Source organism: Variovorax sp. Root318D1 (assembly GCF_001424835.1).
Classification (GTDB): domain Bacteria; phylum Pseudomonadota; class Gammaproteobacteria; order Burkholderiales; family Burkholderiaceae_C; genus Variovorax.
This window is the reverse complement of sequence record NZ_LMCQ01000001.1, coordinates 273299-296843: the sequence shown is the minus strand read 5'-3', so window position 1 is coordinate 296843 and position 23545 is coordinate 273299. Positions and strand designations below refer to the sequence as shown.

24 protein-coding genes are annotated in these 23545 nt (G+C 66.3%); 17 read left to right on the top strand and 7 right to left on the bottom strand.

What is annotated here, in order from left to right; genetic code table 11:
• Positions 1–10 precede the first annotated feature (10 nt).
• A complete protein-coding gene (locus tag ASC78_RS01350) occupies positions 11–1081 on the top strand; it encodes an enolase C-terminal domain-like protein (RefSeq protein ID WP_055795402.1) in 1071 nt (356 codons plus the stop codon).
• Positions 1082–1164: 83 nt separating this feature from the next.
• Here the strand turns inward: ASC78_RS01350 and ASC78_RS01345 are convergent, their stop codons facing one another.
• Positions 1165–2151 (bottom strand): NAD(P)H-dependent flavin oxidoreductase, encoded by a 987-nt coding sequence (locus ASC78_RS01345; protein ID WP_055795400.1) that lies wholly within the window; start codon positions 2149–2151, stop codon positions 1165–1167.
• A gap of 7 nt (positions 2152–2158) precedes the next feature.
• Positions 2159–2899, bottom strand: coding sequence for an SDR family oxidoreductase (locus ASC78_RS01340; protein ID WP_055795399.1), 741 nt, complete (start codon positions 2897–2899; stop codon positions 2159–2161).
• Between the two features lie 158 nt (positions 2900–3057).
• On the opposite strand from ASC78_RS01340, the gene ASC78_RS01335 reads away from it, so the two are divergent.
• The 14 genes from ASC78_RS01335 (at position 3058) to acs (ending at position 16926) form a co-directional block, all read left to right on the top strand.
• Complete coding sequence (locus ASC78_RS01335) at positions 3058–3651, top strand: 2-hydroxychromene-2-carboxylate isomerase (RefSeq protein WP_055795396.1); 594 nt, start codon at positions 3058–3060, stop codon at positions 3649–3651.
• Positions 3652–3682: 31 nt separating this feature from the next.
• Positions 3683–5326, top strand: a complete 1644-nt coding sequence (locus tag ASC78_RS01330) for an AMP-binding protein (protein ID WP_055795394.1) — start codon at positions 3683–3685, stop codon at positions 5324–5326.
• Between the two features lie 268 nt (positions 5327–5594).
• Entirely contained in the window at positions 5595–5870 is a 276-nt protein-coding gene (locus ASC78_RS01325) for a hypothetical protein (protein WP_055795393.1), read from the top strand.
• 14 nt (positions 5871–5884) lie between these two features.
• Positions 5885–6193, top strand: coding sequence for a hypothetical protein (locus ASC78_RS01320; protein ID WP_055795391.1), 309 nt, complete (start codon positions 5885–5887; stop codon positions 6191–6193).
• A 118-nt stretch (positions 6194–6311) separates the two neighbouring features.
• Positions 6312–7226 (top strand): LysR family transcriptional regulator, encoded by a 915-nt coding sequence (locus ASC78_RS01315; RefSeq protein WP_055795390.1) that lies wholly within the window; start codon positions 6312–6314, stop codon positions 7224–7226.
• A gap of 158 nt (positions 7227–7384) precedes the next feature.
• Positions 7385–8758 carry an SLC13 family permease gene (locus ASC78_RS01310; protein WP_055795388.1) on the top strand — a complete coding sequence of 458 codons (1374 nt, stop codon included), beginning with the start codon at positions 7385–7387 and terminating at the stop codon, positions 8756–8758.
• Between the two features lie 45 nt (positions 8759–8803).
• Entirely contained in the window at positions 8804–10486 is a 1683-nt protein-coding gene (gene mdcA / locus ASC78_RS01305; RefSeq protein WP_055795386.1) for a malonate decarboxylase subunit alpha, read from the top strand.
• A gap of 14 nt (positions 10487–10500) precedes the next feature.
• Positions 10501–10833, top strand: coding sequence for a malonate decarboxylase acyl carrier protein (gene mdcC / locus ASC78_RS01300; RefSeq protein WP_055795384.1), 333 nt, complete (start codon positions 10501–10503; stop codon positions 10831–10833).
• On the top strand, positions 10830–11711 hold the full coding sequence (locus ASC78_RS01295) for a biotin-independent malonate decarboxylase subunit beta (RefSeq protein WP_055795382.1): 882 nt from the start codon (positions 10830–10832) through the stop codon (positions 11709–11711). The genes mdcC and ASC78_RS01295 overlap by 4 nt, the downstream gene beginning before the upstream one ends.
• Before the next feature lie 20 nt (positions 11712–11731).
• The gene (mdcE, locus tag ASC78_RS01290) at positions 11732–12433 is read left to right on the top strand and encodes a biotin-independent malonate decarboxylase subunit gamma (protein ID WP_055795380.1); all 702 of its coding nucleotides are present in this window, start codon (positions 11732–11734) and stop codon (positions 12431–12433) included.
• Positions 12434–12450: 17 nt separating this feature from the next.
• Positions 12451–13143: a malonate decarboxylase holo-[acyl-carrier-protein] synthase gene (gene mdcG / locus ASC78_RS01285; protein WP_055795378.1), complete on the top strand. Its 693-nt coding sequence runs from the start codon at positions 12451–12453 to the stop codon at positions 13141–13143.
• Entirely contained in the window at positions 13140–14003 is an 864-nt protein-coding gene (gene mdcB / locus ASC78_RS01280; protein WP_055795376.1) for a triphosphoribosyl-dephospho-CoA synthase MdcB, read from the top strand. Before mdcG ends, mdcB begins: the two co-directional genes overlap by 4 nt.
• Positions 14000–14908, top strand: a complete 909-nt coding sequence (locus ASC78_RS01275; protein ID WP_055795374.1) for an ACP S-malonyltransferase — start codon at positions 14000–14002, stop codon at positions 14906–14908. The genes mdcB and ASC78_RS01275 overlap by 4 nt, the downstream gene beginning before the upstream one ends.
• Before the next feature lie 68 nt (positions 14909–14976).
• The gene (acs, locus tag ASC78_RS01270) at positions 14977–16926 is read left to right on the top strand and encodes an acetate--CoA ligase (protein ID WP_157634362.1); all 1950 of its coding nucleotides are present in this window, start codon (positions 14977–14979) and stop codon (positions 16924–16926) included.
• Positions 16927–16980: 54 nt separating this feature from the next.
• Here acs and ASC78_RS01265 read toward each other — a convergent pair whose 3' ends face one another.
• Both ASC78_RS01265 and pdxR read right to left on the bottom strand, forming a co-directional pair.
• Positions 16981–17484 carry a nuclear transport factor 2 family protein gene (locus ASC78_RS01265; RefSeq protein ID WP_055795370.1) on the bottom strand — a complete coding sequence of 168 codons (504 nt, stop codon included), beginning with the start codon at positions 17482–17484 and terminating at the stop codon, positions 16981–16983.
• Between the two features lie 44 nt (positions 17485–17528).
• The gene (gene pdxR / locus ASC78_RS01260; RefSeq protein WP_055795368.1) at positions 17529–19052 is read right to left on the bottom strand and encodes a MocR-like pyridoxine biosynthesis transcription factor PdxR; all 1524 of its coding nucleotides are present in this window, start codon (positions 19050–19052) and stop codon (positions 17529–17531) included.
• Between the two features lie 84 nt (positions 19053–19136).
• Between pdxR and ASC78_RS01255 the strand changes: the two genes are divergently transcribed.
• The gene (locus ASC78_RS01255; protein ID WP_055795366.1) at positions 19137–19769 is read left to right on the top strand and encodes an FMN-binding negative transcriptional regulator; all 633 of its coding nucleotides are present in this window, start codon (positions 19137–19139) and stop codon (positions 19767–19769) included.
• 17 nt (positions 19770–19786) lie between these two features.
• Positions 19787–20110 (top strand): antibiotic biosynthesis monooxygenase family protein, encoded by a 324-nt coding sequence (locus ASC78_RS01250; protein WP_055795364.1) that lies wholly within the window; start codon positions 19787–19789, stop codon positions 20108–20110.
• 12 nt (positions 20111–20122) lie between these two features.
• Here the strand turns inward: ASC78_RS01250 and ASC78_RS01245 are convergent, their stop codons facing one another.
• Genes ASC78_RS01245 through ASC78_RS01235 form a run of 3 tightly spaced genes read right to left on the bottom strand, consistent with a single transcriptional unit; the run spans position 20123 to position 23504 of the window.
• Positions 20123–20560, bottom strand: a complete 438-nt coding sequence (locus ASC78_RS01245; RefSeq protein WP_055795360.1) for a CBS domain-containing protein — start codon at positions 20558–20560, stop codon at positions 20123–20125.
• Positions 20561–20607: 47 nt separating this feature from the next.
• On the bottom strand, positions 20608–21666 hold the full coding sequence (locus ASC78_RS01240) for a 2-oxoacid:ferredoxin oxidoreductase subunit beta (protein ID WP_055795358.1): 1059 nt from the start codon (positions 21664–21666) through the stop codon (positions 20608–20610).
• Complete coding sequence (locus tag ASC78_RS01235; RefSeq protein ID WP_055795916.1) at positions 21663–23504, bottom strand: 2-oxoacid:acceptor oxidoreductase subunit alpha; 1842 nt, start codon at positions 23502–23504, stop codon at positions 21663–21665. Before ASC78_RS01235 ends, ASC78_RS01240 begins: the two co-directional genes overlap by 4 nt.
• Between the last annotated feature and the right edge of the window lie 41 nt (positions 23505–23545).

The following is a 23545-nucleotide window of genomic DNA, read 5'->3' as shown; positions in this document are numbered from 1 at the left end:
AGAGCACCCAATGAAAATCTCCTCGTTCCAGGTCCGCTGCGTCATCGTGCCAATGCCCGAGCCCCTGCGCACTGCCTCCGGCACGGTCGGGGTGTCGCCCCTCGTGCTCCTGACCATCAACACGGACGCTGGCGTACAAGGCCATAGCATCCTCTTCAGCTACGGGCTCTCCGCACAGAAGCCGTTGGCCGAGCTGATGCGCAATCTCGAATCGGTCGCCGTCGGCCAGCCTCTGGCGCCCGCCGATCTCTCGAGCAGGCTGCATGGGCACTTCCGGATGCTTGGCACCGAAGGCTTGGTCGGGATGGCCCTGGCCGGGATCGACATGGCCGTCTGGGACGCTTTCGCTCGCGCACACGAGCGGCCCCTGTCCACCATGCTTGGATCATCGCCGCGACCGGTCCAGGCCTATGCGGGCGTCAGCTACGAGGGCGCGCTGGGCAGCGGCCGGTCCGCCGAGAAGTGGGCGCGCAAAGGCTTCAGAGCGGTCAAGGCGAAGATCGGTTACCCGACCGTCGCGGAAGACTTGGCCGTCGTGCGCGCCATGCGCTCGGCGATGGGCCCGGACGCGGCCATCATGGTCGACTACAACCAGTCGCTTGGTACCAGCGATGCGGCGAGGCGCCTGCGCGCTCTGGAGGGCGAAGGCCTCGCCTGGATCGAAGAGCCCATCGTTGCCCACGACCACGCCGGTCTGGTGCAGTTGGCAGCGGCCACCACCACGCCGTTGCAAGCCGGTGAAAACTGGTTGGGGGCTCTCGGTTTCCGCCATGCCTTCGACGCGGGTGTGCGCGGCCTGGCCATGCCCGACGCCATGCGATGTGGCGGGGTCACCGGTTGGCAACAAATTGCCGCACTGGGCCAGCTTTATGGTGTGGCGCTTTCCAACCATTTCTGGCCGGAAGTCAGCGCCCATCTGCTTTGCGCTACGCCGACCGCGCATTGGCTCGAATACATGGATTGGTGGAACCCGATCCTCAAGGAGCCGCTCGACGTGCGCGATGGGATGGCCTACACCAGCGAGCGGCCGGGGTCGGGTGTCGAGTTCAACGAAGCAGCCGTGCAGCGATACCTGGTGTGAACGCCCCGTCAACGGACGGCGGCTCATGATGTCAAATGCGGAGCCGGCTCACTGGGCAAAGTGAGCCGGCCGATGTCCGCAGGCTATGCCAGGGCAGGCTCCAGGAACCCTGAGAGCCTCCGCGTGATCAGCTGCTCGGCCTCTTCCATGATGCGGTCCATCAGCTCCTGCACGGTCGGAATGTCGTTGATCAGGCCGACCACCATGCCGCAGCTCCAGGCGCCCGCATCCATCTCGCCCTGCATCATCACGCGCGGGTAAACGCCGGCCACCTGGTCGATGATGTCGTCGAACTTGAGATCGGCGCCTTTTTCCTTCTCGATCCGGATCAACTGCTCGACCGATGAATTGGTCAGCACCCGCTCGGTGTTGCGCAGGCCGCGCATCACGAGCCGCGTGTCGAGCTCGGTGGCCGCCACGATGGCGTCCTTCACGTTCTGGTGGACCGGCGCTTCCTGCGTCGCCACGAAGCGCGTGCCCATGTTCATGCCCTCCGCGCCCAGCGCCAGGGCCGCCACCAGGCTGCGCGCGTCGGCCATGCCCCCGGAGGCCACGAACGGAATCTTCAACTCCTCGGCGGCCCGGGGCAGCAGGATCATGTTGGGCATGTCGTCCTCGCCCGGATGCCCGCCGCACTCGAAACCGTCGACGCTCACGGCGTCGCAGCCGATCGCTTCGGCCTTCAGCGCGTGGCGCACCGAGGTGCACTTGTGGATCACCTTGATGCCGGCCTTCTTGAGCGCGGGCATGTAGGCCTCGGGACTGCGCCCCGCCGTCTCGACGATGCGAACGCCGCCTTCGACGATGGCCGCGATGTACTCGGGGTATGGCGGCGAAGACAAGGTCGGCAGGAACGTGAGGTTCACGCCAAAGGGCTCGTCCGTCATGTCCCGGCAGCGCGCGATTTCCTTGGCCAGCAGTTCGGGCGTCCTTTGGGTCAGGCCCGTGATGAGCCCGAGGCCGCCGGCATTGGAGACGGCCGCGGCCAGCTCCGCAAAGCCGACGTAGTGCATGCCGCCCTGGATGATCGGGTGGCGGATGCCGAAGAGTTCAGTGATGCGTGTTTTCATGTGTCTTTCACCAGGTTTCCATGTAGGGGCGCAGGTCCATCTCGAAGGTCCAGGCGTCACGAGGCTGGGTATGCAGGTACCAGTAGTTTTCCGCGATGTGCTCGGGGTTCAGGATGCCGCCCTGTTCCTTGAGCGCGTAGCGTTCCGGGAATTGGGTACGGATGAAGTCCGTGTCGATGGCGCCGTCGACCACGATGTGCGCCACGTGGATGCCGCGCGGGCCGAGTTCGCGCGCCATGCTCTGGGCCAGCGCGCGAAGGGAATGCTTGGCACCGGCAAAGGCCGCGAAATTCGCCGAGCCGCGGATGCCTGCCGTCGCGCCGGTGAAGAGAATCGTCCCGCGTCCCCTCGCAACCATCCTGCGCGCGACCTCGCGCGCATTCAGGAATGCGCTGAAGGCGGCCATCTCCCAGATCTTCATGTACTTGCGCCCGGTTTCCTCCAGGATGCTGCTGGGCACGTTAGCGCCGATGTTGAAGACCATCACCTCGATCGGGCCGCGCTCCTTCTCGATCTGATCGATCAGGGCGACGACGTCGTCCTCCTTGCGTGCATCGCTGCCGTAGCCGAAAGCCTGGCCGCCAGCTGCGCGGATGCGCTCGACGGCCGGCTCCAGCTTGTCGGCCGATCGCCGTGTCAGGCAAGCGACGTAGCCCTCGCGGGCGAAGCGCGCGCCGATGGCGCTGCCAGTGGCGTCGCCGGCGCCGACGACGAGAGCCACACCGCGGGGATTGGTTGATGGGTCCATGCGTTCTCCTTTAAAAAACGTCCGTTAAGTCATCGCACGTTAATTGTTGAACGCTCGTTTGTCAATCGAAGAAGAACCCAGTGAAACCCCGTTGACGGGGTTGCATTAATCACATAGCTTCCGTTTACCAAACGTTCGTTAACTTAAAGGAGCCATGAATGCGCAAGTCAGTTGATTTTTTCTTCGATGTCGGCAGCCCGTCGTCGTACCTCGCCTGGACGCAGTTGCCGGGCTTGTGTGCCAGCCATGGCGCCGACCTCGTCTACCGGCCGATGCTGCTGGGTGGCGTCTACCAGGCCACCGGCAACGCCTCGCCCGCCACCATTCCCGTCAAGGGACGCTATACGCAGATGGACTACGAGCGCCATGCGCGCCGGTATGGCGTGCCGTTCCAGGGCAATCCGCACTTCCCGGTCATCACGCTGTTTCTCATGCGCGCGGTCACCGGCGTCCAGCTGCGCCGCCCCGAGCAGCTGCAGCAACTGCTGGCCTGCGTGTTCAAGGCGCTCTGGATCGACGCGCTCAACCTGAACGATGCGCAGCTCACGGCACGCATCCTGACCGAAGGTGGATTCGATCCCGCCGAAATCGAGCGCCTGACGCAGGACCCCGAGACCAAGGCCGCGCTGAAGTCGACGACGCAAGAGGCGGTCGAGCGCGGCGTGTTCGGCGCACCCACGCTTTTTGTCGGCGACCAGATGTTCTTCGGCCAGGACCGGATGGACTTCGTTCGCGAAGCGCTGCAGCCCTGAACCTCCGCCCCACCGCACGAAGGAAAATCACATGGAACAACGACTCTGGCATGCCTCCTACCCGGCAGGACTTCCCCGCGACATCGTCCTCGACGAACAAGAGACCCTCGTCACCCTGCTGGAACGCGCTTTCACGAGGCACGCCGCCAAGACGGCCGTGACGTGCGCCGGTGAATCGCTGACCTTCGCGCAGGTCGAGCATGCATCGGCGCTGCTCGCCCGTTCGCTGCAAGCGGCCGGTCTCAAGCGGGGCGACAGGGTGGCCCTGCTGCTGCACAACAACCTCATCTATCCGGTGGCATTGGCGGCCATCCTGCGCGCGGGCATGGTGGGCGTGACCATGAATCCGCTCTACACGGCGCGCGAGCTGCAATATCAGCTGGCCGATTCCGGTTCGTCCGCACTGCTGGCAGCCGAGCCTTTCATGGGACTCGTCAACGAGGTTCTCGACCAGACACAGGTTCGGTATGTGATGACCGTGCCGATGAAAGAGGTGAAGCAGGCATTGTTTGCGACGGGCGGCAAGGCGGACGCAGTGCCGGCGAGTCATGGCCGCCAAGTCGTCAGCTTGCGGGACGCAACCTCCTCGCTCGCGGATGCCGACTTCGCCAGCGAGCGTGTCAGCCCCTCCGACCTGGCTTTCCTGCAGTACACCGGCGGCACGACGGGCGTTTCGAAGGGGGCGTGCCTGACGCACCGCAGCGTGCTTGCCAGCTCCCTGCAGATGCGTTCATGGCTGGCACTGGCGCTCGACATCGACAACTTCGAGATCGTGACGCCGCTGCCGCTGTACCACATCTTTCCGCTCGGGACCACATTGACGTCGCTGGCCAGTGGCGCGCACAACCGACTGGTCGTCAACCCGCGCGATGCCCAGGCGCTTTGCGCCGAACTCAAGCGGGCGCCTTTCGACATGCTGATCGGCGTGAACACGATGTTCAATGCCATGGTGACCTTGCCTGAGATCGCGGGCATCGACTTCTCCCGCTGCAACGTGGTCATCGGCGCCGGCGCCTCGATCCAGGAAGCAGTTGCCGCGAAGTGGGTGAAAGCCGGGGGCCCGCCCATCACCGAGGCCTACGGGCTCACTGAAACATCCCCCAGCGCGACCTTCAATGCGCCCGGCTGCAACGGCACGATCGGTGCGCCCGTGCCCTCCACCGATGTTCTGATCGTCGACGATGCGGGCGAGCCGGTGCCACTCGGCACGCCCGGCGAGTTGCTGATCAAGGGCCCGCAGGTCTTCGCGGGTTACTGGAACCGCGAAGACGAAACGCGCAGGTCCTTCACGCCGGACGGCTGGTTCAAGACCGGCGACATCGTCACCATGGACGCGCAGGGCCTGATGTACATCGTCGACCGCAAGAAGGACATGATCCTGGTCTCCGGCTTCAACGTCTATCCGAACGAGATCGAGGGGGTGGTCGCCATGCACCCGGACGTACTCGAATGCGCGTGCGTCGGGGTGCCGGACGAGCGTTCGGCGGAGGTCCCTCACCTCTTCGTCGTCCGGCGCGCACCCGGCTTGCAGGCGGAGGCATTGGAAGCGCATTGCCGCAAGCACCTTGCGGCGTACAAGGTGCCTCGCCACATCACCTTCCTGGAGTCATTGCCCAAGAGCGCGGTGGGAAAGATCCTGCGCAAGGAGCTTCGGGTGCCCGCGGCGGCAGTCTGACGACAGGCCCGGCTGGAGCTTCAGCCTGCTGCGGTGCGCAGGCGCTCCATCCCGGGCGGTACCGGTACCAGCCATGGACCAAGGCAAAAAAAAGCGCTGGAATTGGCATTTCCATGCCTGAACACGTCAGCAGATGTGATGCCGCTCACAGATATAGCCCCGATTGAAGATAGGCCCGGTTGCAACTTGTCGCACCCGAGAACACACTTTCTTTCCCAAGTACAAGCCGGCACATTGGGCATAGCGAGCCGGCAACCCGGAGGATCGAATGCCGCTCTTGTTCTTGATGAGGCTTCTACGCACCCAACTGCCGGTGCAGGTCGTCGAGCCGGAAGAAATTCGCGATGTATCCGTGCTCATTGCCACCGGTTTGATCGAGGCCAGGATTACGGCGCTTCAGCCGGCCGGGCGGTACACCAAAGCCTCGATTGCGACGGTGGAGGGCATCACCGACGAGGGCCTCGCCGAGATCGCGAAGTTGGGCGACATCCGCAACTTTGCCCAGACCTCGATGCGATTTTCCCGCGGAGCGCGATTGATGTGAGACTGGAGAGGCACATGGGACATACGCTGTTCACCCAAGTCCTGGCTGCGCAACTGCCGGTGCAGTTCTGGGGCAACTCTGTCATCGATCAGCTGAGGCACCTGGAAGTTGCCGGCTACATCAAGGTGGCATTCACGCCGCCACACGGCGCGGCGCCGCCGCGTGCGACAGTGAATGAGATCACGCACCTGGGGCGCGCCGTGGCACGCTATTGCGGAACAGACGACGACCTTCCCACTCGGCCACAAGCGACGCGAACGGCTTCAATCACTGCGCGACGCCCGGATTCAGGCCAGGCGCGGTCCCAAAGCGCTGCCTTCTAGGCCTCTTCTGCCGCACTGGAGTTCGATGCCGGTTCGGTATCGAAGCTCTCGGCCGGTGACCTTGCCGTCGTCGCAGGTCGACAAGGCTTACGATCGGCCTTCATCCCCAGGGCCGCGCATGCTCCTCCACGTCGACGAAGAGATCACCTTTCGCAAGCTCGAGATCCTGCTGGCCTTCATGGAGACCGGCAACCTGGCCCGTGCGGCGGAAAAGCTCGAGATCAGCGCCGTGAGCGTGCACCGCGCCCTGCATTCGCTGGAAACCGGGCTGCGCTGCGCGCTGTTTCGGCACGAGGGCCGCAACCTGCACCCGACCGAAGCCGCCCATGCGTTGGCGGAAGTGGCGCGCGAGGTGCTTCGCACCATGGCCCAGGGCATTCGCGCCACGCGGGAAGTCGCCGGCTACTCGGCCGACCGAATTCGCATCGGCTCGCTCTATTCGCTGACGAGCCGCACGGTGCCGCAGCTGATCATGGGAATGAAGCTGCGCAAGCCCGACCTGCACACCGAACTCGTGCTCGGGTCCAACGCCCACCTGCTGCAAAAGCTGCGCGATGGCGCGATCGACGCCGCGCTCATGGCGATCCCCGAGGATGTGGCCGATGTCGAATCCGAGCCGCTGTTCGAGGACGACATCCAGTTTGCCGCGCCGGTGGGCTCCCCCTACGCCGGGCAAAAGGAAATCGACCTGAGCAGCTGCGCCGGCGAACGCTTCGTGAGCCTGAGCGAAGGCTTCGTGACCTATCGGGGGTTTGTCGAGACCTTCCGCATCGCCGGCTTCACGCCCAACGTGGTGATGAAGACCGACGACATCTTCTCGCTGATGAACCTGGTGAGCGGTGGCGTCGGCTACACGCTGCTGCCCGGGCGGGTGCGCGGCGTCATGCCGCAGAAGGTGCAGTTGATCCCGCTGCAGCCCAGGTACCTGATGCGCCAGACCATCGCGCTCAATTTCTTGCGCACCCGCGAGCGCGATCCCAACCTGCTCGCGCTGCTGTCGGTGTGCCGCCTGGCCAAAGCCGACCTCGGCTGAGTACGGGGCAGTTGATCGTCAGGGTTAACCCTCGATCGTTTCACTGGGCGTAAAGGTCGCAGACGCCGCTTCATTGATCGTCCCGGAGGGGGTGCGTACCGTACGGACCCAGACGCGCCGTGCATGTGCGTCCCACCTAAAACACCGGAGACGCATCGATGAGTTCACATTGGATTTCGATCTACGCACTGGTCGGCATGTTCGTGCTCGCCACGGTGCTGCCCATCAACATGGGCGTGATCGCCTTCGTCGGCGCCTTCCTGGTCGGCACGTTGGTGGCGGGCATGAACGCCAAGGCGATCATGGGTGGTTTCCCCGCCGACCTGTTTCTTACGCTGGTGGGCATCACCTACCTTTTTGCGCTGGCGCAGAACAACGGCACCATCGATTGGCTGGTGAAGCTGGCGGTGCGTGCGGTGCGCGGGCGCATTGCCGCCATTCCGTGGATCATGTTCTTCATCGCCGCGCTGCTCACGGCGGTGGGCGCGGTCAGCCCTGCGGCGGTGGCCATCATCGCGCCGATCGCTCTCGGATTTGCCGCCAAGTACGGCATCAATCCGCTGCTGATGGGGTTGATGGTCGTGCACGGCGCGCAAGGCGGCGGCTTCTCGCCGATCAGCATCTACGGCGGCATCACCAACAAGATCGTCGCCAAGGCCGGCCTGCCGCTCAGCGAGATCACGACGATGCTTGCGAGCCTGGGCGTCAACCTGTCCGTGTCGCTGCTGCTGTTCTTCCTCATGGGCGGCATGAAGCTGCTGCGTCAGAAGGCCGACGTGTCCGGCGCAGTACCCGCAACGCGCCGCGCTGCACATGCGCAGGGCGGGGCGCAGGTATTTGGCGATGCGGAGGCCGAATCGTTCGCGGAAGAGCGCCGCGTCGCGACTGCGGCTGGCGAGTCGCTCATGGACGCGGCGCCGGCGGTCCCGGCCGACCAGGGTTCGCGCCTCTACCAGATCGCCACCGTCGCCGGGCTGCTCGCGCTGGCCGTGCTGACGCTGTTCTTCAAGCAGGACATCGGCTTCGTCTCGATCAGCATTGGCCTCGTGCTCACGCTGATGGCGCCCAATCTGCAAAGGCGCGCCCTGGGCCAGGTGTCGTGGCCGGAGATCATGCTGATCGTGGGCGTCAGCACCTACGTGGGCGTGATGGACAAGATGGGCACGATCGATTTCGTCGGCCACAGCGTGGCCGGGCTCACCTCGCCCATGGTGGCCGCGTTGCTGCTGTGCTTCGTCGGCGCCGTGGTGTCGGCCTTCGCCTCCTCGACCGCGGTGCTCGGCTCGCTGATCCCGCTGGCGGTGCCGTTTCTGCAGGGCGACACGGGCGTCAGTGCCATTGGCTTCATCGCTGCGATGGCCGTGTCCTCGACCATCGTCGACGTCAGTCCGTTCTCGACCAATGGCGCACTGGTGCTGGCCAACGCCAAGGGCGTGGACCGCGACGTGTTCTTCCGGCAGCTGATGGTGTACGGCGCCATCGTGACCTTGGTGGCCCCCGTGGTGGTGTGGCTGCTTTTCGTGGTGCTGTGAGGCGCTGCTTTTGTTTCGACTGACCTTCACTCCAATCAACCTCCCATGAATTCCCGCTCCTGGACCTCCAAGGCCGACGACCGCAACGCCCGCCTGGCGCGCGCGGCCAACGCGCTCGGGTACCGGCTCGCCGGCAAGCGCGTCGAGACCGAAGCCGTTGCCACCCTGCTCGAAGCAGTGCTCTCGCCCGGCGACCGCGTCTGCCTCGAAGGCAACAACCAGAAGCAGGCCGACTTCCTGGCGCGCGCGCTGGTCCAGGTCGATCCTGCGAAGGTGCATGGCCTACACATGGTGCAGTCGGTGCTGGCTCTTCCGGAGCATCTGGACGTGTTCGAGAACGGCGTGGCCGCGCGGCTGGACTTCAGCTTCTCGGGGCCACAGGGTGCGCGGCTGGCCAAGCTCGTGTCGGGCGGGCGCATCGAGATCGGCGCCATCCACACCTACCTCGAACTGTTCGCACGCTATTTCATCGACCTGACACCCAAGGTGGCGCTGGTCGCCGCGCAAGCAGCCGACGCCGAGGGCAATCTGTACACCGGCCCCAACACCGAGGACACGCCGGCCATTGTCGAAGCCACCGCGTTCTCGGGCGGCATCGTGATTGCGCAGGTCAACGAGATGGTCGACGGCAAGACCACGACGCTGCCGCGCATCGACATCCCCGCCGATTGGGTGAGTTTTGTGGTGAAGGCACCGCGCCCGAATTTCATCGAACCGCTGTTCACGCGCGACCCGGCGCAGATCAGCGAGGTCCAGATCCTGATGGCGATGATGGCCATCAAGGGCATCTACGCCGAGTACGGCGTGCAGCGCCTGAACCACGGCATCGGCTTCGACACCGCGGCCATCGAGCTGCTGCTGCCGACCTATGCGGAATCGCTCGGCCTCAAGGGCAAGATCGGCAAGCACTGGGCATTGAACCCGCATCCGGCATTGATCCCGGCGATCGAAGCGGGCTGGGTGGAGTCCGTGCATTCCTTCGGCTCCGAGCTGGGCATGGAGAACTACATCCGCGCGCGTTCCGACGTGTTCTTCACCGGCCCCGACGGCAGCCTGCGCAGCAACCGCGCGTTCTGCCAGGCGGCGGGCCACTATGCCTGCGACATGTTCATCGGCTCGACCTTGCAGATCGACCTCGATGGCAACAGCTCCACCGCCACGCTGGGTCGCATCGCCGGCTTTGGCGGCGCCCCCAACATGGGCGCCGATGCGCGCGGCCGCCGCCACGCGAGCCCTGCCTGGCTCAAGGCGGGGCGCGAGGCGCGCGCCGGGCGCACCGGCGCGGCCGGCACGCCGCGCGGGCAGAAGCTGGTGGTGCAGATGGTCGAGACCTTCCGCGAGCACATGCAGCCGGCCTTCGTCGACAGGCTCGACGCGTGGACGCTGCAGGAGCAGGCCGGCATGGAGCTTCCGCCAATCATGATCTACGGCGACGACGTCTCGCACATCCTCACCGAGGAAGGCATTGCGAACCTGCTGATGTGCCGCAGCGACGCGGAGCGCGAGCAAGCGATTCGCGGCGTGGCCGGCTACACCGCGGTGGGCCTGGCGCGCGACAAGCGGGCGGTCGAGAACCTGCGCGATCGCGGCGTGATCCGCCGGCCGCAGGACCTGGGCATCGACCCTCGCCAGGCCACGCGCAATCTGCTGGCCGCACGCAACATGCGCGACCTCGTGCGCGCCTCCGGCGGCTTGTACCAACCGCCCAAGCGCTTCAGAAACTGGTAAGAGGAGATTCAACGATGAGCGACGTTCCCGCAGGCCTCGAAACCCTGGACTTTTCTTTCTCCGGCGGCCAGCCGGCCGGCGCCTTTGCGCCGGTGCTGGTCGGCGTCGTCGGCTCCGGCAACCTCGAAGTCATGCTCGAGCCGGCTGGCGGCAATGACTGCGCAGTGCGCATCGAGACGTCTGCGCGCGGCTTCGGACCCATCTGGCAGGCCGTGATGAACGACTTCCACGCGCGCCATCCGCTGGCCGGCGTGCGCGTCTCGATCAACGACATGGGCGCCACGCCCGCGGTGGTGAGCCTGCGGCTCGACCAGGCGGTGGCCGAGATCACCGGAGGCCAGCCATGATCAGCTATGCCGAATGCTCAGCGCGCGAGCGGCTGGCGCTGCTGCTCGATACCGGCAGTTTTCATGAGTGGCTGCCTCCGAGCGAGCGGGTCATGAGCCCGCACCTGGCGCAACTGGGCGTGCCCTCCGCCTTCGACGACGGCGTGGCGGTCGGCCGCGCGATGCTCGACGGCCGCAGCGTGTTCGTGGCCGCGCAGGAAGGCGCGTTCATGGGCGGCGGCGTCGGAGAGGTGCATGGCGCCAAGCTGGTCGGCCTGATGCAGCGCGCACTGCGCGACCGGCCTGCCGCCGTTCTGCTGCTGGCCGAATCGGGCGGCGTGCGACTGCACGAGGCCAACGCCGGTCTCATTGCGGTGTCGGAAGTGATGCGCGCCCTGCTCGACGTGCGCGCCGCGGGCATTCCGGTGCTGGTGCTGATCGGCGGCGCCAACGGCTGCTTCGGCGGCATGGGCATCGTGGCGCGCTGTGCCGACCACATCGTGATGAGCGACGTCGGCCGGCTGGCAATGTCGGGGCCCGAGGTGATCGAGGCTTCACACGGCGTGGATGAATTCGACTCGCGCGACCGGGCACTGGTCTGGCGCACCACGGGCGGCAAGCACCGCTGGCTCACTGGCGACTGCGATGCGCTGGTCGAAGACGACGTGGCCGCCTTTCGTGCAGCCGCCATCGCGGCAATCGGCAAATCGAAGCCGTTCACGCTTGCGGCGCTGGAGCAGGAGCACTCACTGCTCACGCAACGCCTGCACGCCCTGGACACCATCGACACCGCGGATCGCGACGAGGCGGCGCTGCTCTGGAGCGCACTCGGCATTGCCGCTGCCGGGCAGGTACCCGAGCTTTCGGTGGAAGCCGTTCGCGCGCTTCGCACCGCTTAACAGAGAGAAAGAGGCAATCCATGCAGTGGAATTCACTTGTCACCCAGCTCTTCGGCCCGTACCACGGCATGCGCGAAGACGGCGATTTTCTGCAGGGCGAAGTCATCTTCGACGGCGAGCCTGTTGCCGTGATCGGCACGACAAACCACGCGCCGATCGGGGTCCGGCTCGCGCTGGCTCAGGCCCGCGTGGTCCTGGACACCGTCACGCAACACCCGGGCCGGCCGATCCTGCTCTTGATCGACACCCAGGGCCAGCAACTGCGCCGGCGCGACGAACTGCTCGGCATCAACCGTGCGATGGCGCACCTGGGCGCAAGCATCGACCTGGCGCGGCGCCGCGGCCATCGTGTGATCGGCCTGGTGTACGACCAGGCGCTGTCCGGCGGCTTCATCACCTCGGGCTTGATTGCAGACGCCTGCTACGCGCTGCCGGATGCCGAGATCCGCGTGATGCGCATCCCGGCCATGGCCCGCGTGACCAAGTTGCCGGAAGAAAAACTCACGGCGCTGTCGCAGTCCAACCCGGTGTTCGCACCCGGCGTGCAGAACTATGTGGCGATGGGCGGCGTGCGTGCGCTCTGGCAGGGCGACTTGCAGGCCTGCCTGCGTGACGCGTTGGCCCACACGCCAACAGAAGACCGGCGCGCACGGGACGGTGCCGAACGGGGCGGACGCCGCCTCGCCGCCTCGGTCGTGCAGCGCGTACTGGACGCCGCTTGACCGCAACCTGAATACGTATGACCGCCATGGTTCCGCTGCGTCGCCATCAACTCGCCCGCCTCTCCCCGAGCGGCTGGGCCGCCGTGCTCGGCCGGCCGTGGGATACACAGTCGCACGACTGCCTCGCGCATTGGGCTTCGCAGCAACTGCCGCTGGTCGTGACGCGCCAGCCGGCGGACGCCTTGGCCGATGGTTGGATCGCGCTCGGTTTACCTGCGCCTGCCCGCTGGGACAGGCGCCGGCTCGCGCTGCAGGTGCCGTACGCAGCGTTGGATGGCCTCGGCGAGTTCCCGCGGCTCGCCGACATGCAGGAGCTGCTGCCACCGCCGGCGCGCGACGCAGCAAGCGCACTGCTTGGCAGGCTCGACGCATGCCATGCGACGGCGCGCGTGTTCGGCAGCTACGGCTGGCAGGCGATCAGCGGTCTCGATCACGTGCGGACGGATTCCGATATCGATCTGTCGGTCACCGTCGACGGGGCGGCACATGCCGATGCCGTGGTTCGTGCACTCGGATCTTTCGAAGCGGAACGTCCCCGTCTGGATGGCGAGCTCCTGTTCGCGGACGGCGCGGCAGTGGCTTGGCGTGAATGGAGCGACTGGCGCGCCGGACGCACGCGGGCGGTGATGGTCAAGCAACTGGGTGGCGTGTCCCTGCAGCGCGATGCCGCGTGGTGCGAACACGCCGGACGGTTGAAGGTCGCCGCGTGACGAACCTCGCCCTTTCGCAGACACCGCATTCACCGCTGACCCCGGCGGCCATCGGACGCGCCGCCACGCTCGCGCTGTATGACGAACTGTCGCTGGCACCCAAGCCTGGTCTGGTGACGCTGATCGACTCCGGCAGCCACGACGACATGGACGCGCACACCTTCATGCGCAGCCTGTTCTCGTTGCGCCGCTACTTCGCCCAGATCGCCGAAGCCGGATTCGGCGGCGCGGATTTCGCCGTGCTCGAACGATACGGCATCGCGGCGGAAGCACGCATGTTCGCTGCCACCGGCGGCGTCAACACGCATCGCGGTGCGATCTTCATGCTCGGCCTGTTGTGCGCGGCAGCGGGTGCCGCGCTGCGAGAACACGGCGGCGCATTGCAGCCGGATCAATTGCGTGGTGCACTGCGCCAGCACTGGGGCAGCGCGCTGGCCAAGCGAAGCCAGCGCCCGCCCGTGCTGCCTGGCGGCATCGCTGCGAGACGCCACGGCCTGCGCGGCGCGTCCGAAGAGGCGGCGCTGGCGTTTCCTGTGCTGTTCGAGACAGCGCTCCCCGCATTGAAGGGCGCATTGGCGCGGGGCCTCTCGCTCCGCCAGGCCCGACTCGATACCTTGTTCCACATCATTGCCGTGCTGGACGACAGCAACCTCGCGCACCGCGGCGGCCTGGCCGGATTGCGATGCGCCCAGCGCGCCGCGAAAGACTTTCTGGATCGAGGAGGCATCGCGCGGCCCGATGGGCTCCGGGCGGCACAAGCCGTGGCCGACGATTTCGTGCGGCAGCGCCTGTCGCCCGGCGGCGCGGCAGACACGCTCGCCGCTGCATGTTGGTTCCAGCGCGTGTGTCCAGCCTCATGAGCTTCGCACTGCTTTTTTCCGGCCAGGGCACCCAGCATCCTGCCATGCTTCCTTGGCTGGCCGACGACGCACTCGTGCGCGCCATGTGCGCGCGGCTTGGCATCGACGACTGGCGCCATGCCCTCGCCAAACCCGAGTGGGCCGAGCGGAACGACAACGCGCAGACGCTGCTGACGGGCCTTGCCCTGGCGGCCTGGGGGCAGCTGGCGCCCCTGCTCGCGCCGCCAGCCGCTGTGGCGGGCTACAGCGTCGGTGAACTGGCCGCGTTCAGTGCGGCTGGCGTGATCGATGCCACCACTGCGGCAGCGCTGGCGCCGCAGCGCGCCGAGGCCATGGATCGTTGCGCCGCCCATGCGCCCGGCGGACTGCTGGCCGTCAGCGGTGTTTCCGAGCAGAAGCTCGAACAGCTGCGTGTCGAAGCTGGCCTTGAACTCGCCATCCGCAATGGCAATGCCAGCGTGATCCTCGGCGGCCCGATCGCCGCGTTGAATGACGCCGAACGCATGGCCGCGGCGCTGGGCGCGCAGTGCACGCGCTTGCGGGTCAACGTCGCATCGCACACGCCCTGGATGCGCGAGGCCGCAGAGAGCTTCTCCCGGACGCTTGCACAGGTCCCGTTCGACGCGCCCGGGGTCGTGCTGTTCAGCAATGCGGGGGACCGCATCCGGGACGCGAGGTCTGCCCGCATTGCGTTGGCCGCCCAGATTGCCCGAACGGTTCGCTGGGACGAATGCATGGACAACATCCATGCGCGGCAGGTGCGCTGCGTGCTGGAGGTGGGTCCGGGCCAGGCGCTGTCGCGCATGTGGAACCAACGCTTTCCTACCGTTCCGGCGCGCGCCTGCGACGACTTCCGCAGTGCCGCCGCGATTGCCGCCTGGCTGAACAGCCATGCGGACCCGTGAAACCAGACCGACCCCTCGACGCCTTGAATCGAACAATCAGGAGATCCATCGTGAGCAGCAACGAAGCAATGACCCCTCTTATTCCCGCTCCGGCCATGAAGGATGCCCACGTGTCCGGCATGGCCGCGTATGACAAGTTGGTCGCCGAGGCAGAGGCCGACTACAGCGGCTACTGGTCGCGCCTTGCGCGCGAGTTCCTGAACTGGAAAACCCCGTTCACCAAGGCGCTCGACGACAGCCAGGCCCCCTTCTTCAAGTGGTTCGAGGATGGCACGTTGAACGTGTCCTACAACTGCCTGGACCGCCAGGTCGAGCGCGGCCTGGGCGACAAGACCGCGATCATCTTCGAAGCCGACGACGGGCAGGTGACGCGGATCAGCTACCGCGATCTCCTCGCGCGCACCTGCCGCATGGCCAATGCGCTGAAGGCGCGCGGCGTGAAGAAAGGCGATCGCGTCGTCATCTACATGTCGATGAGCATCGAAGGCGTGGTCGCGATGCAGGCTTGCGCGCGCATCGGCGCCACGCACTCGGTGGTGTTCGGCGGGTTCTCAGCGCAAAGCCTGCGCGACCGCATCCAGGATGCCGGCGCCGTGATGGTGGTCACCGCCGACGAACAGGTGCGCGGCGGCAAGCAATTGCCGCTCAAGGCCATCGTCGACGACGCCATCGCGCTAGGCGGCTGCGAGAGCGTCAGGAACGTCATCGTCTACCGTCGCACCGGCGGGCCGATCGGCTGGGTTCCTTCGCGCGACCGCTGGCTGCACGACGAGACGCAAGCCCAGCTGGAGACCTGCGAGCCCGAATGGGTGGGCGCCGAGCATCCGCTGTTTGTGCTCTACACCTCCGGATCGACCGGCAAGCCCAAGGGCGTGCAGCATTCCAGCGGCGGCTACCTGCTGCATGCGGTGCTGACGACGAAGTGGACCTTCGACCTGAAGCCGGACGACGTGTTCTGGTGCACCGCGGACATCGGTTGGGTCACGGGCCACACCTACATCGCCTACGGCCCGCTGGCACTGGGCGCCACCGAAGTCGTGTTCGAGGGCGTGCCTACATACCCCGATGCCGGCCGCTTCTGGAAGATGATTCAGGACCACAAGGTCAGTGTTTTCTACACCGCGCCGACGGCCATCCGTTCGCTGATCAAGGCGGCCGAAGGCAACGAAACCGTACACCCCAAACGCTACGACCTGTCGAGCCTGCGCATCCTGGGCTCGGTCGGCGAGCCGATCAACCCCGCGGCCTGGGAGTGGTTCCACCAGCACGTGGGCGGCGGCCGTTGTCCGATTGTCGACACTTTTTGGCAGACTGAGACAGGTGGCCACATGATCACGCCGCTGCCGGGCGCCACGCCGCTGGTGCCGGGCTCGTGCACCCTGCCCTTCCCCGGCATCGCGGCGGCCGTCGTCGACGAGACCGGCGCCGACGTGCCCAACGGCCAAGGCGGCATCCTGGTAGTCAAGAAGCCTTGGCCGAGCATGATCCGCACGATCTGGGGCGATCCGGAACGCTTCAAGGCCAGCTACTACCCGCCGGAACTCAGGGGCTTCTACCTCGCGGGCGACGGCGCCATCCGCGATGCACAGACCGGCTATTTCACGATCACCGGGCGCATCGACGACGTGCTCAACGTTTCGGGCCACCGCATGGGAACGATGGAGATCGAGTCCGCGCTGGTCTCGTGCACCGCGCTCGTGGCCGAAGCCGCGGTGGTCGGGCGCCCCGACGACACCACGGGCGAGGCGATCTGCGCCTTCGTCGTGCTGAAGCGTGCTCGCCCCACAGGGGATGAAGCGAAGAGGATCGCCAACGAGCTACGCAACTGGGTGGCCAAGGAAATCGGCCCGATCGCCAAGCCCAAGGACATCCGCTTTGGCGACAACCTGCCCAAGACGCGCAGCGGAAAGATCATGCGCAGGCTGCTGCGCTCCGTTGCCAAGGGCGAGGCCGTCACGCAGGACACGTCGACCTTGGAGAACCCCGCCATCCTGGAACAGTTGTCGGAACGAAACTGAGGGGAAGCGGCACGCGGCCTGAGGTACGCCAGTGGCCCCGCGACGCGACTCCCTTCAGGGATTCTGTGGTTTCACGGCCCCGTCCCAGTGCTCGACGATCTTGCCGTTGTCGAGCCGGAACATGTCGAACCAGGTCGTCGTGTACTTTCGCGTTGCATCCTTCGGCTCGGGGTACTCGCGCACGAAGCTCAGGATCACGAGGTCGCGCTCGGCAACGATCGAAACCAGCGGCGCCTTGATGCGCGCCTCCACCGGCAGGGGCGTCGGTGTCCTTCGCGAGATGAACCCCACCATGGCTGCACGGCCGGTGGGCACGTTGGGGTTGTGCTGGATGTAGGACTCGGCAACGTACTTGTCCGCCTGCGCCACGTGTCCCGCTTCGAAGACCTCACGCCAGAAGTCGTAGACCAGGCGCTTGTTGGCGCGCAGCGCCGGATCGGCGCTCGCGAGGAGCGCCTCCTGGTCGGCGGCCGGCTGAACCGGTACTTGCGCTACCGCGGCGAACGGCAAGAGGGTGGCAAGCGCCAGGAGAAGGCGTCCGAAAAAGAGATTGTTCATGGTCGAGGTGCAGTTGTTGATGCGCAGCGTCGAACTGCAGCCGTTTATAGACGATCAGCGCGGCCGGGGACCACTTTTCCTTGAGACGGCTTCCCGGCGGCGATCACCGTCGCCAGAACACGCATCCCCTGATCGATCTCCTCGACCGTCAGGCTGGCATATCCCAGGATGAGGCCGGCCGGCCGGGGTTGCATGCGCGACGGCGGCTTGGCGAACAGCGGCGACACCGGGTAGACGCCCACGCCTTTGATGCGGGCAGCAGCCGCCAGCGCGGGCTCGTCCTGCGGCCGCAGGAACGGCAGCCAGAGCACCACATGCAGACCTGCCGCCGCGCCGATGACCGTGGCGTTGGGAGGCAGGTGGCGGGCAATGGCATCGAGCAGCGCCGCCCGTCGGCGTTCGTGCGCACGGCGCGTGCGCCGCACGTGGCGCTCGTAGGCGCCGCTGTCGATCAGCGACGCCAGCACACGCTGCTCCAGCACGGGTGCGTGGCGGTCGGTCAGCCGCTTGGCCTGTCGGAACACCGGCACCAGTTCAGAAGGCAGCACCAGGTAGCCCAGCCGAAGCTGCGGCGACAGCGCCTTGGAGAAGGTGCCGATGTAGATCACGCGGCCGTCGGTATCGATCGACTGCAGTGCGTCGATCGGGCGCTGGCCGTAGCGAAACTCCCCGTCGTAGTCGTCCTCGACGACCCAGGCGCGGTGTGTTCTCGCCCAACGGAGCAGTTCCAGGCGCCGACCGATGGGCAGCACACCTCCCAGCGGAAACTGGTGGGATGGCGTCACATAGGCCAGGCGTGCGCGCTCGTCTTTTGGCAGCCTGGCCGTGTCCAGCCCTTGGGCGTCCACCGGGATCGCCAAAGCCTCGGCGCCCGTGGACTCGAAGCACCGGCGCGCCATCAGGTAGCCGGGCTCCTCGAAGACGAAGGCGTCGCCGGGATTCAACAGCAGCCGCGCACACAAGTCGATGGCCTGCTGCGAGCCGTGCACCACCAGGATCTGCTCGGCATCGCAGGCCAGGCCTCGCGCACGCCGGAGGTACCCCTGCAGGGAGCGGCGCAGCGACGCGTCGCCTTCGGGCGCCACGTAGTAGAGCCTGCGTTGATGGCGCAGCAGTTCGGCCTGGTAGGCACGCCGCCAGGCCAGCGCCGGAAAATCGCGAGAAGCGACCGCGCCGTAGAGGAAGTCGATGCGGCAAGGTTCCGCAAAAGCAAGCCCAGGCATGTCGATCGCCGCCACGCGACGGCCGAACGCCGAGAGGGATGGTGCGGTCCCGGGTCGCCGTTGCGGCTTTGCGTTGGACCGTGGAGCCGCAGCCAGCGGACTCGCGACGCGGGCAACCCGCCCGACCGACGTGACAAGGAAGCCCTCGGCCGCGAGTTGCTCGTAGGCGGCGGTGACGGTGGTGCGCGACACCCCCAGGTCGGCCGCCAGGGCACGCGTGGACGGCACCTGCGCGCCCGCAGCGAGCGTGCCTTCGGCGATCTGGGAACGCAGCAGGTCGTAGATGCGGCGTCCGGCCCTGTCGGCACCGGTACTTGGGCTTGGCGGCGTATGCAACTGGTCCATGCAAAAGGAATAGAACTGGACCTTCCCATTGTGCCGGTTCCGCGCGACAGTACCAGCTACCCACATCATTCACACCCTGCCCCGATGTACCTCCCCACGCACTTCGCCGAAACAAGACCCGAGGAACTGAACCGCATCATCCGCGAGCATCCGCTGGGTGCGCTGGTCACGCATGGGGCCTCGGGGCTGGATGCCGATCATCTCCCCTTCGAGTTCGATCCCGACGTGGGAACGCATGGCTTGCTGTCGGCACACGTCGCTCGCGCCAATCCGCTGTGGCAGCGCTGCCCCACCGGAACTCCGGTGATGGTCATCTTCGGCGGCGCCCAGGCCTACATCTCTCCCAGCTGGTATCCGTCCAAGCACGAGGCGCACCGCCAGGTGCCGACCTGGAACTACGAGGTGGTGCACGCGCACGGCGTGCTCACCGTGCACGACGACGAGCGCTTTGCACGCGGCATCATCGCGCGCCTGACGCGGCGCCACGAGGCGGCTGAGCCCAGGCCCTGGAAAATGGGCGACTCCGCACCCGAGTACATCGACAGCATGGTGCGCAACATCGTGGGCATCGAGATCGCCGTCACTTCGCTGGTCGGCAAGTCCAAGCTCAGCCAGAACAAGGAAGCGCGCGACCGCCTCAATGCCGCAGAGATGTTGAAGGCGCGCGGACACGAGGAAATGTCGGAATTGATGCGCAACGCCAGCGGAGCGAGCTGACAAGGCCTGCACGACCCATGTACACGTCCACCTTCACTTTCGCTAAGGGCGAGTTCGACGACGAGTTCCATGCCCTGGACAACGTCATTGCCCAGCTTGCCAAGTCCATCCCCGGCTACCTTGGCGAAGAGAGCTGGGAGAACCCTGCATCAGGGCTTGTTTCCAACGTGTACTACTGGAAGACGATGGAGGCGCTCCAGGAGCTTATCGGGCACCCCGCACACATCGCTGCAAAGAAGCGCCAGGCGCTTTGGCTCAAGGGCTACCAGGTGGTCATTGCACAGGTTGTCCGCTGCTATGGCGATGGCGGCATTCCGCACCCGCTTGCGGATGGAACATAGCGACTCGTGCGCTCAACCCAGCGCGTCGTTCACCTGTTCGCGAAATTCGGTCAGGCTGACCGCCGTGCCCAACTCCCGCGGCAACGCGTCGCGCACCGAGAACACGCCGAGGATCTTCGTTCCCGCCATTAACGGCAGATGGCGGAAGCCCCGTTCGAGCATGAGCACCACGGCGTCGGACACCAGCGTTTCGGGCGGCACGCAGATCGGGTTGGGCGTCATGACTTCGCGCACGGCCGTGCGGTCGGGGTCAAGGCCGCGGGCCAGCACGCGGGTCATCAGGTCGCGCTCGGTCAGGATGCCCAACAGGATGTCGGGCAGTTCCATCACCAACACGCTGCCGCAGCTCGCGCGCGTCATCACGCACGCGGCGTCGCGCGCGCTGGCCTGCGGGCCCAGGCTGATCACGTGGCTGCGCGAGATCGATTGAAAAACGGTGCGCTCGGACATGGTGCGCCCTCCATGAGAAGGATGTGAATGGTGCCGCCGCTCGCGGCTCAGCGCAAGGAGGCGTTGAGCCGCTCCAGGGCCTGGGCGCCGGGGCACAGTTCGGCCGGCCCCAGCGCGTTGAGCGGCCGGTCGCAGGTGTTGAGTGCGGTGTGCAGGTCGGTGGCCAGCGGATCCACGTAAAGCAGCCCGGTCACCACCTCCCCCATCTCGTGGTGCCGCTGCATGTAGGCCATGGCGGCATGCCTGTCGCCAGGGTCGTAGTAGTCCGGATGCAGGCTGCGCAGGCGCAGCAGTGTGCCGTCGTGCTGGCGCACGTCCATCACCTCGCCCGGCTCGATGTCGATGGCGATCTCCTCTCGCCCACTGATGAAGTCGATGCGGCTCACCGCCTCGTTGTGCTCGCGCACGTAGTCGTAGCTCTTGGTGCTGCCGGGGTGGTTGTTGAAGGCCACGCAGGGGCTGATCACGTCGATGAAGGCGGCTCCGCCGTGGCTGATCGCGCCTTTGATCAGTGGCACCAATTGCGCTTTGTTACCCGAAAAGCCCCGCCCCACATAGCTGGCACCCAGCTGTAGCGCCATGGCCACGAGGTCCACCGGGCTGTCGGTGTTGACCACGCCCTTCTTGCTCTTGGAGCCCTGGTCGGCGGTGGCCGAAAACTGCCCCTTGGTCAGGCCGTAGACGCCGTTGTTCTCCACGATGTAGGCCATGCGCACGCCGCGCCGCATGGCGTGCGCGAACTGGCCCAGTCCGATGGAGGCCGAATCCCCGTCGCCGGAAACGCCCAGGTACAGCAGGTCGCGGTTGGCCAGGTTAGCGCCTGTCAGCACGCTCGGCATGCGGCCGTGCACGGTGTTGAAGCCGTGCGAAGCGCCCAGAAAATAATCCGGCGTCTTCGAGCTGCAGCCGATGCCCGAGAGCTTGGCCACGCGATGCGGTTCGATGTCCAGTTCCCAGCAAGCCTCGATGATGGCGGCGGAGATCGAGTCGTGGCCGCAGCCGGCGCACAGCGTGGAAATTTTCCCCTCGTAGTCGCGCCGCGTGTAGCCGACCTTGTTGGTGGCCAGTGTCGGGTGGTGCAGCCGGGGCTTGGCGAGGTAGGTCATGCAGGCTCCTTCGGATCGGTGGCGCCGGACGCTTGCGCCTGCAGGTGCGTACCGATGGACCGGACGATGAAGCGCGCCGTGATGGGCGTGCCGTCGAAGTGCAGCACCCGGATCAGCCGTGCGGGATCGATGTCCAGCTCGTTGACCAGCAGGCTGCGCATCTGGGCGTCGCGGTTCTGCTCGACCACGAACACGTGCGTGTGCTGCGCCATGAACCGGACCACGCTGTCCGGAAAGGGAAAGGCGCGCAGCCGCAGCGCATCGAGGTGGACGCCGCGTTCCTCCAGCGCTTGCAGCGCCTCGTGCATGGCGGGGCTGGTCGAACCGAAATAGATCACGCCCAGTTCGGTCTTCTGCCCGGCGGGGCGCAGCACCGGCTGCGGCACCAGCATGGCTGCGGTCGCGAACTTTTTCAGCAGCCGCTCCATGTTGTAGATGTAGTCCGGCCCGCGTTCCGAATAGCGCGCGTAGGCGTCGCGCGTCGTGCCGCGGGTGAAGTAGCTGCCCTTGGTCGGGTGCGTGCCAGGCAGCGTGCGCCACGGAATGCCGTCGCCGTCCACGTCCTTGTAGCGGCCGAAGTCGCGCCCCGCCTCGAGCTCTTCGGCGCTCATGACCTTGCCACGGTCATAGGCCTTGCTGTCGTCCCATGCGAAGGGCGCGCACAGGCGCTGGTTCATGCCGATGTCCAGGTCCGTCATCACGAACACCGGTGTCTGCAGCCGATCGGCCAGGTCCAGCGCCGCCGCCGCATGCTCGAAGCACTCGTGCGGGTCCTCCGGAAACAGGAGCACGTGCTTGGTGTCGCCGTGCGAGGCGTAGGCGCAAGACAGGATGTCGGCTTGCTGCGTGCGCGTCGGCATGCCGGTGGATGGCCCGCCGCGCTGCACGTCGATGAGCGTGACGGGAATCTCGGCGAAATAGGCCAGGCCGATGAACTCGGCCATCAGCGAAATACCCGGCCCCGAGGTCGCGGTGAAGGCCCGCGCCCCGTTCCAGCCGGCCCCAACCACGACGCCGATGGAGGCGAGCTCGTCTTCCGCCTGCACGATGGCAAAGCGTTGCTGGCCCGTGGCCGGGTCGACGCGAAACTTCGCGCAATACTTCTGGAACGCCTCGGCCACCGAGGACGAGGGCGTGATCGGGTACCAGGCCGCCACCGTCGCGCCGCCATACACGCAGCCCAACGCCGCGGCACTGTTGCCGTCGACAAAGATCCGGTCGCCCACCCGGTCGGCGCGCCGCACCCGCAGCCCCAGCGGTTCGCGCAGGTTCTCCCGCGCGAAGTCGCAGCCCAGGTGCAGCGCCTGCACGTTGGAGGCCAGCAGTTTTTCCTTGCCCTTGTACTGCTCGCCGAACAGGTCTTCGATGACGTGAGGCTCGATGCCGAGCAGGATGGCCAGGGCGCCCACGTAGACGATGTTCTTGAACAGCTGGCGCTGGCGCGGATCCTGGTAGACGGCGTTGCAGATCTCCGTCAAAGGCATGCCGATGACGCGGATGTCACTGCGAAATTTCGACGGCGGCAGCGGCCGCGTACTGTCGTAGAAGAGATAGCCGCCAGGCTCCAGCTCGGCCACGTCGGCGTCCCACGTCTGCGGGTTCATGGCCACCATCATGTCGGTGCCGCCGCGCCGCCCGAGGTGACCCTCTTCGGTCACGCGCACCTCGTACCAGGTCGGAAGGCCCTGGATGTTGCTGGGAAAGATGTTGCGCGGACTCACCGGCACGCCCATGCGCAGGATGGCTTTGGCGAACAGCTCGTTGGCCGAGGCCGAGCCCGAGCCGTTGACGTTGGCAAACTTGATGACGAAATCGTTGACCGCTTCGATCTGCGGGATGGAGACCAAGCTCTCCACTTCCTTCGCCTCATCCTTTGCCC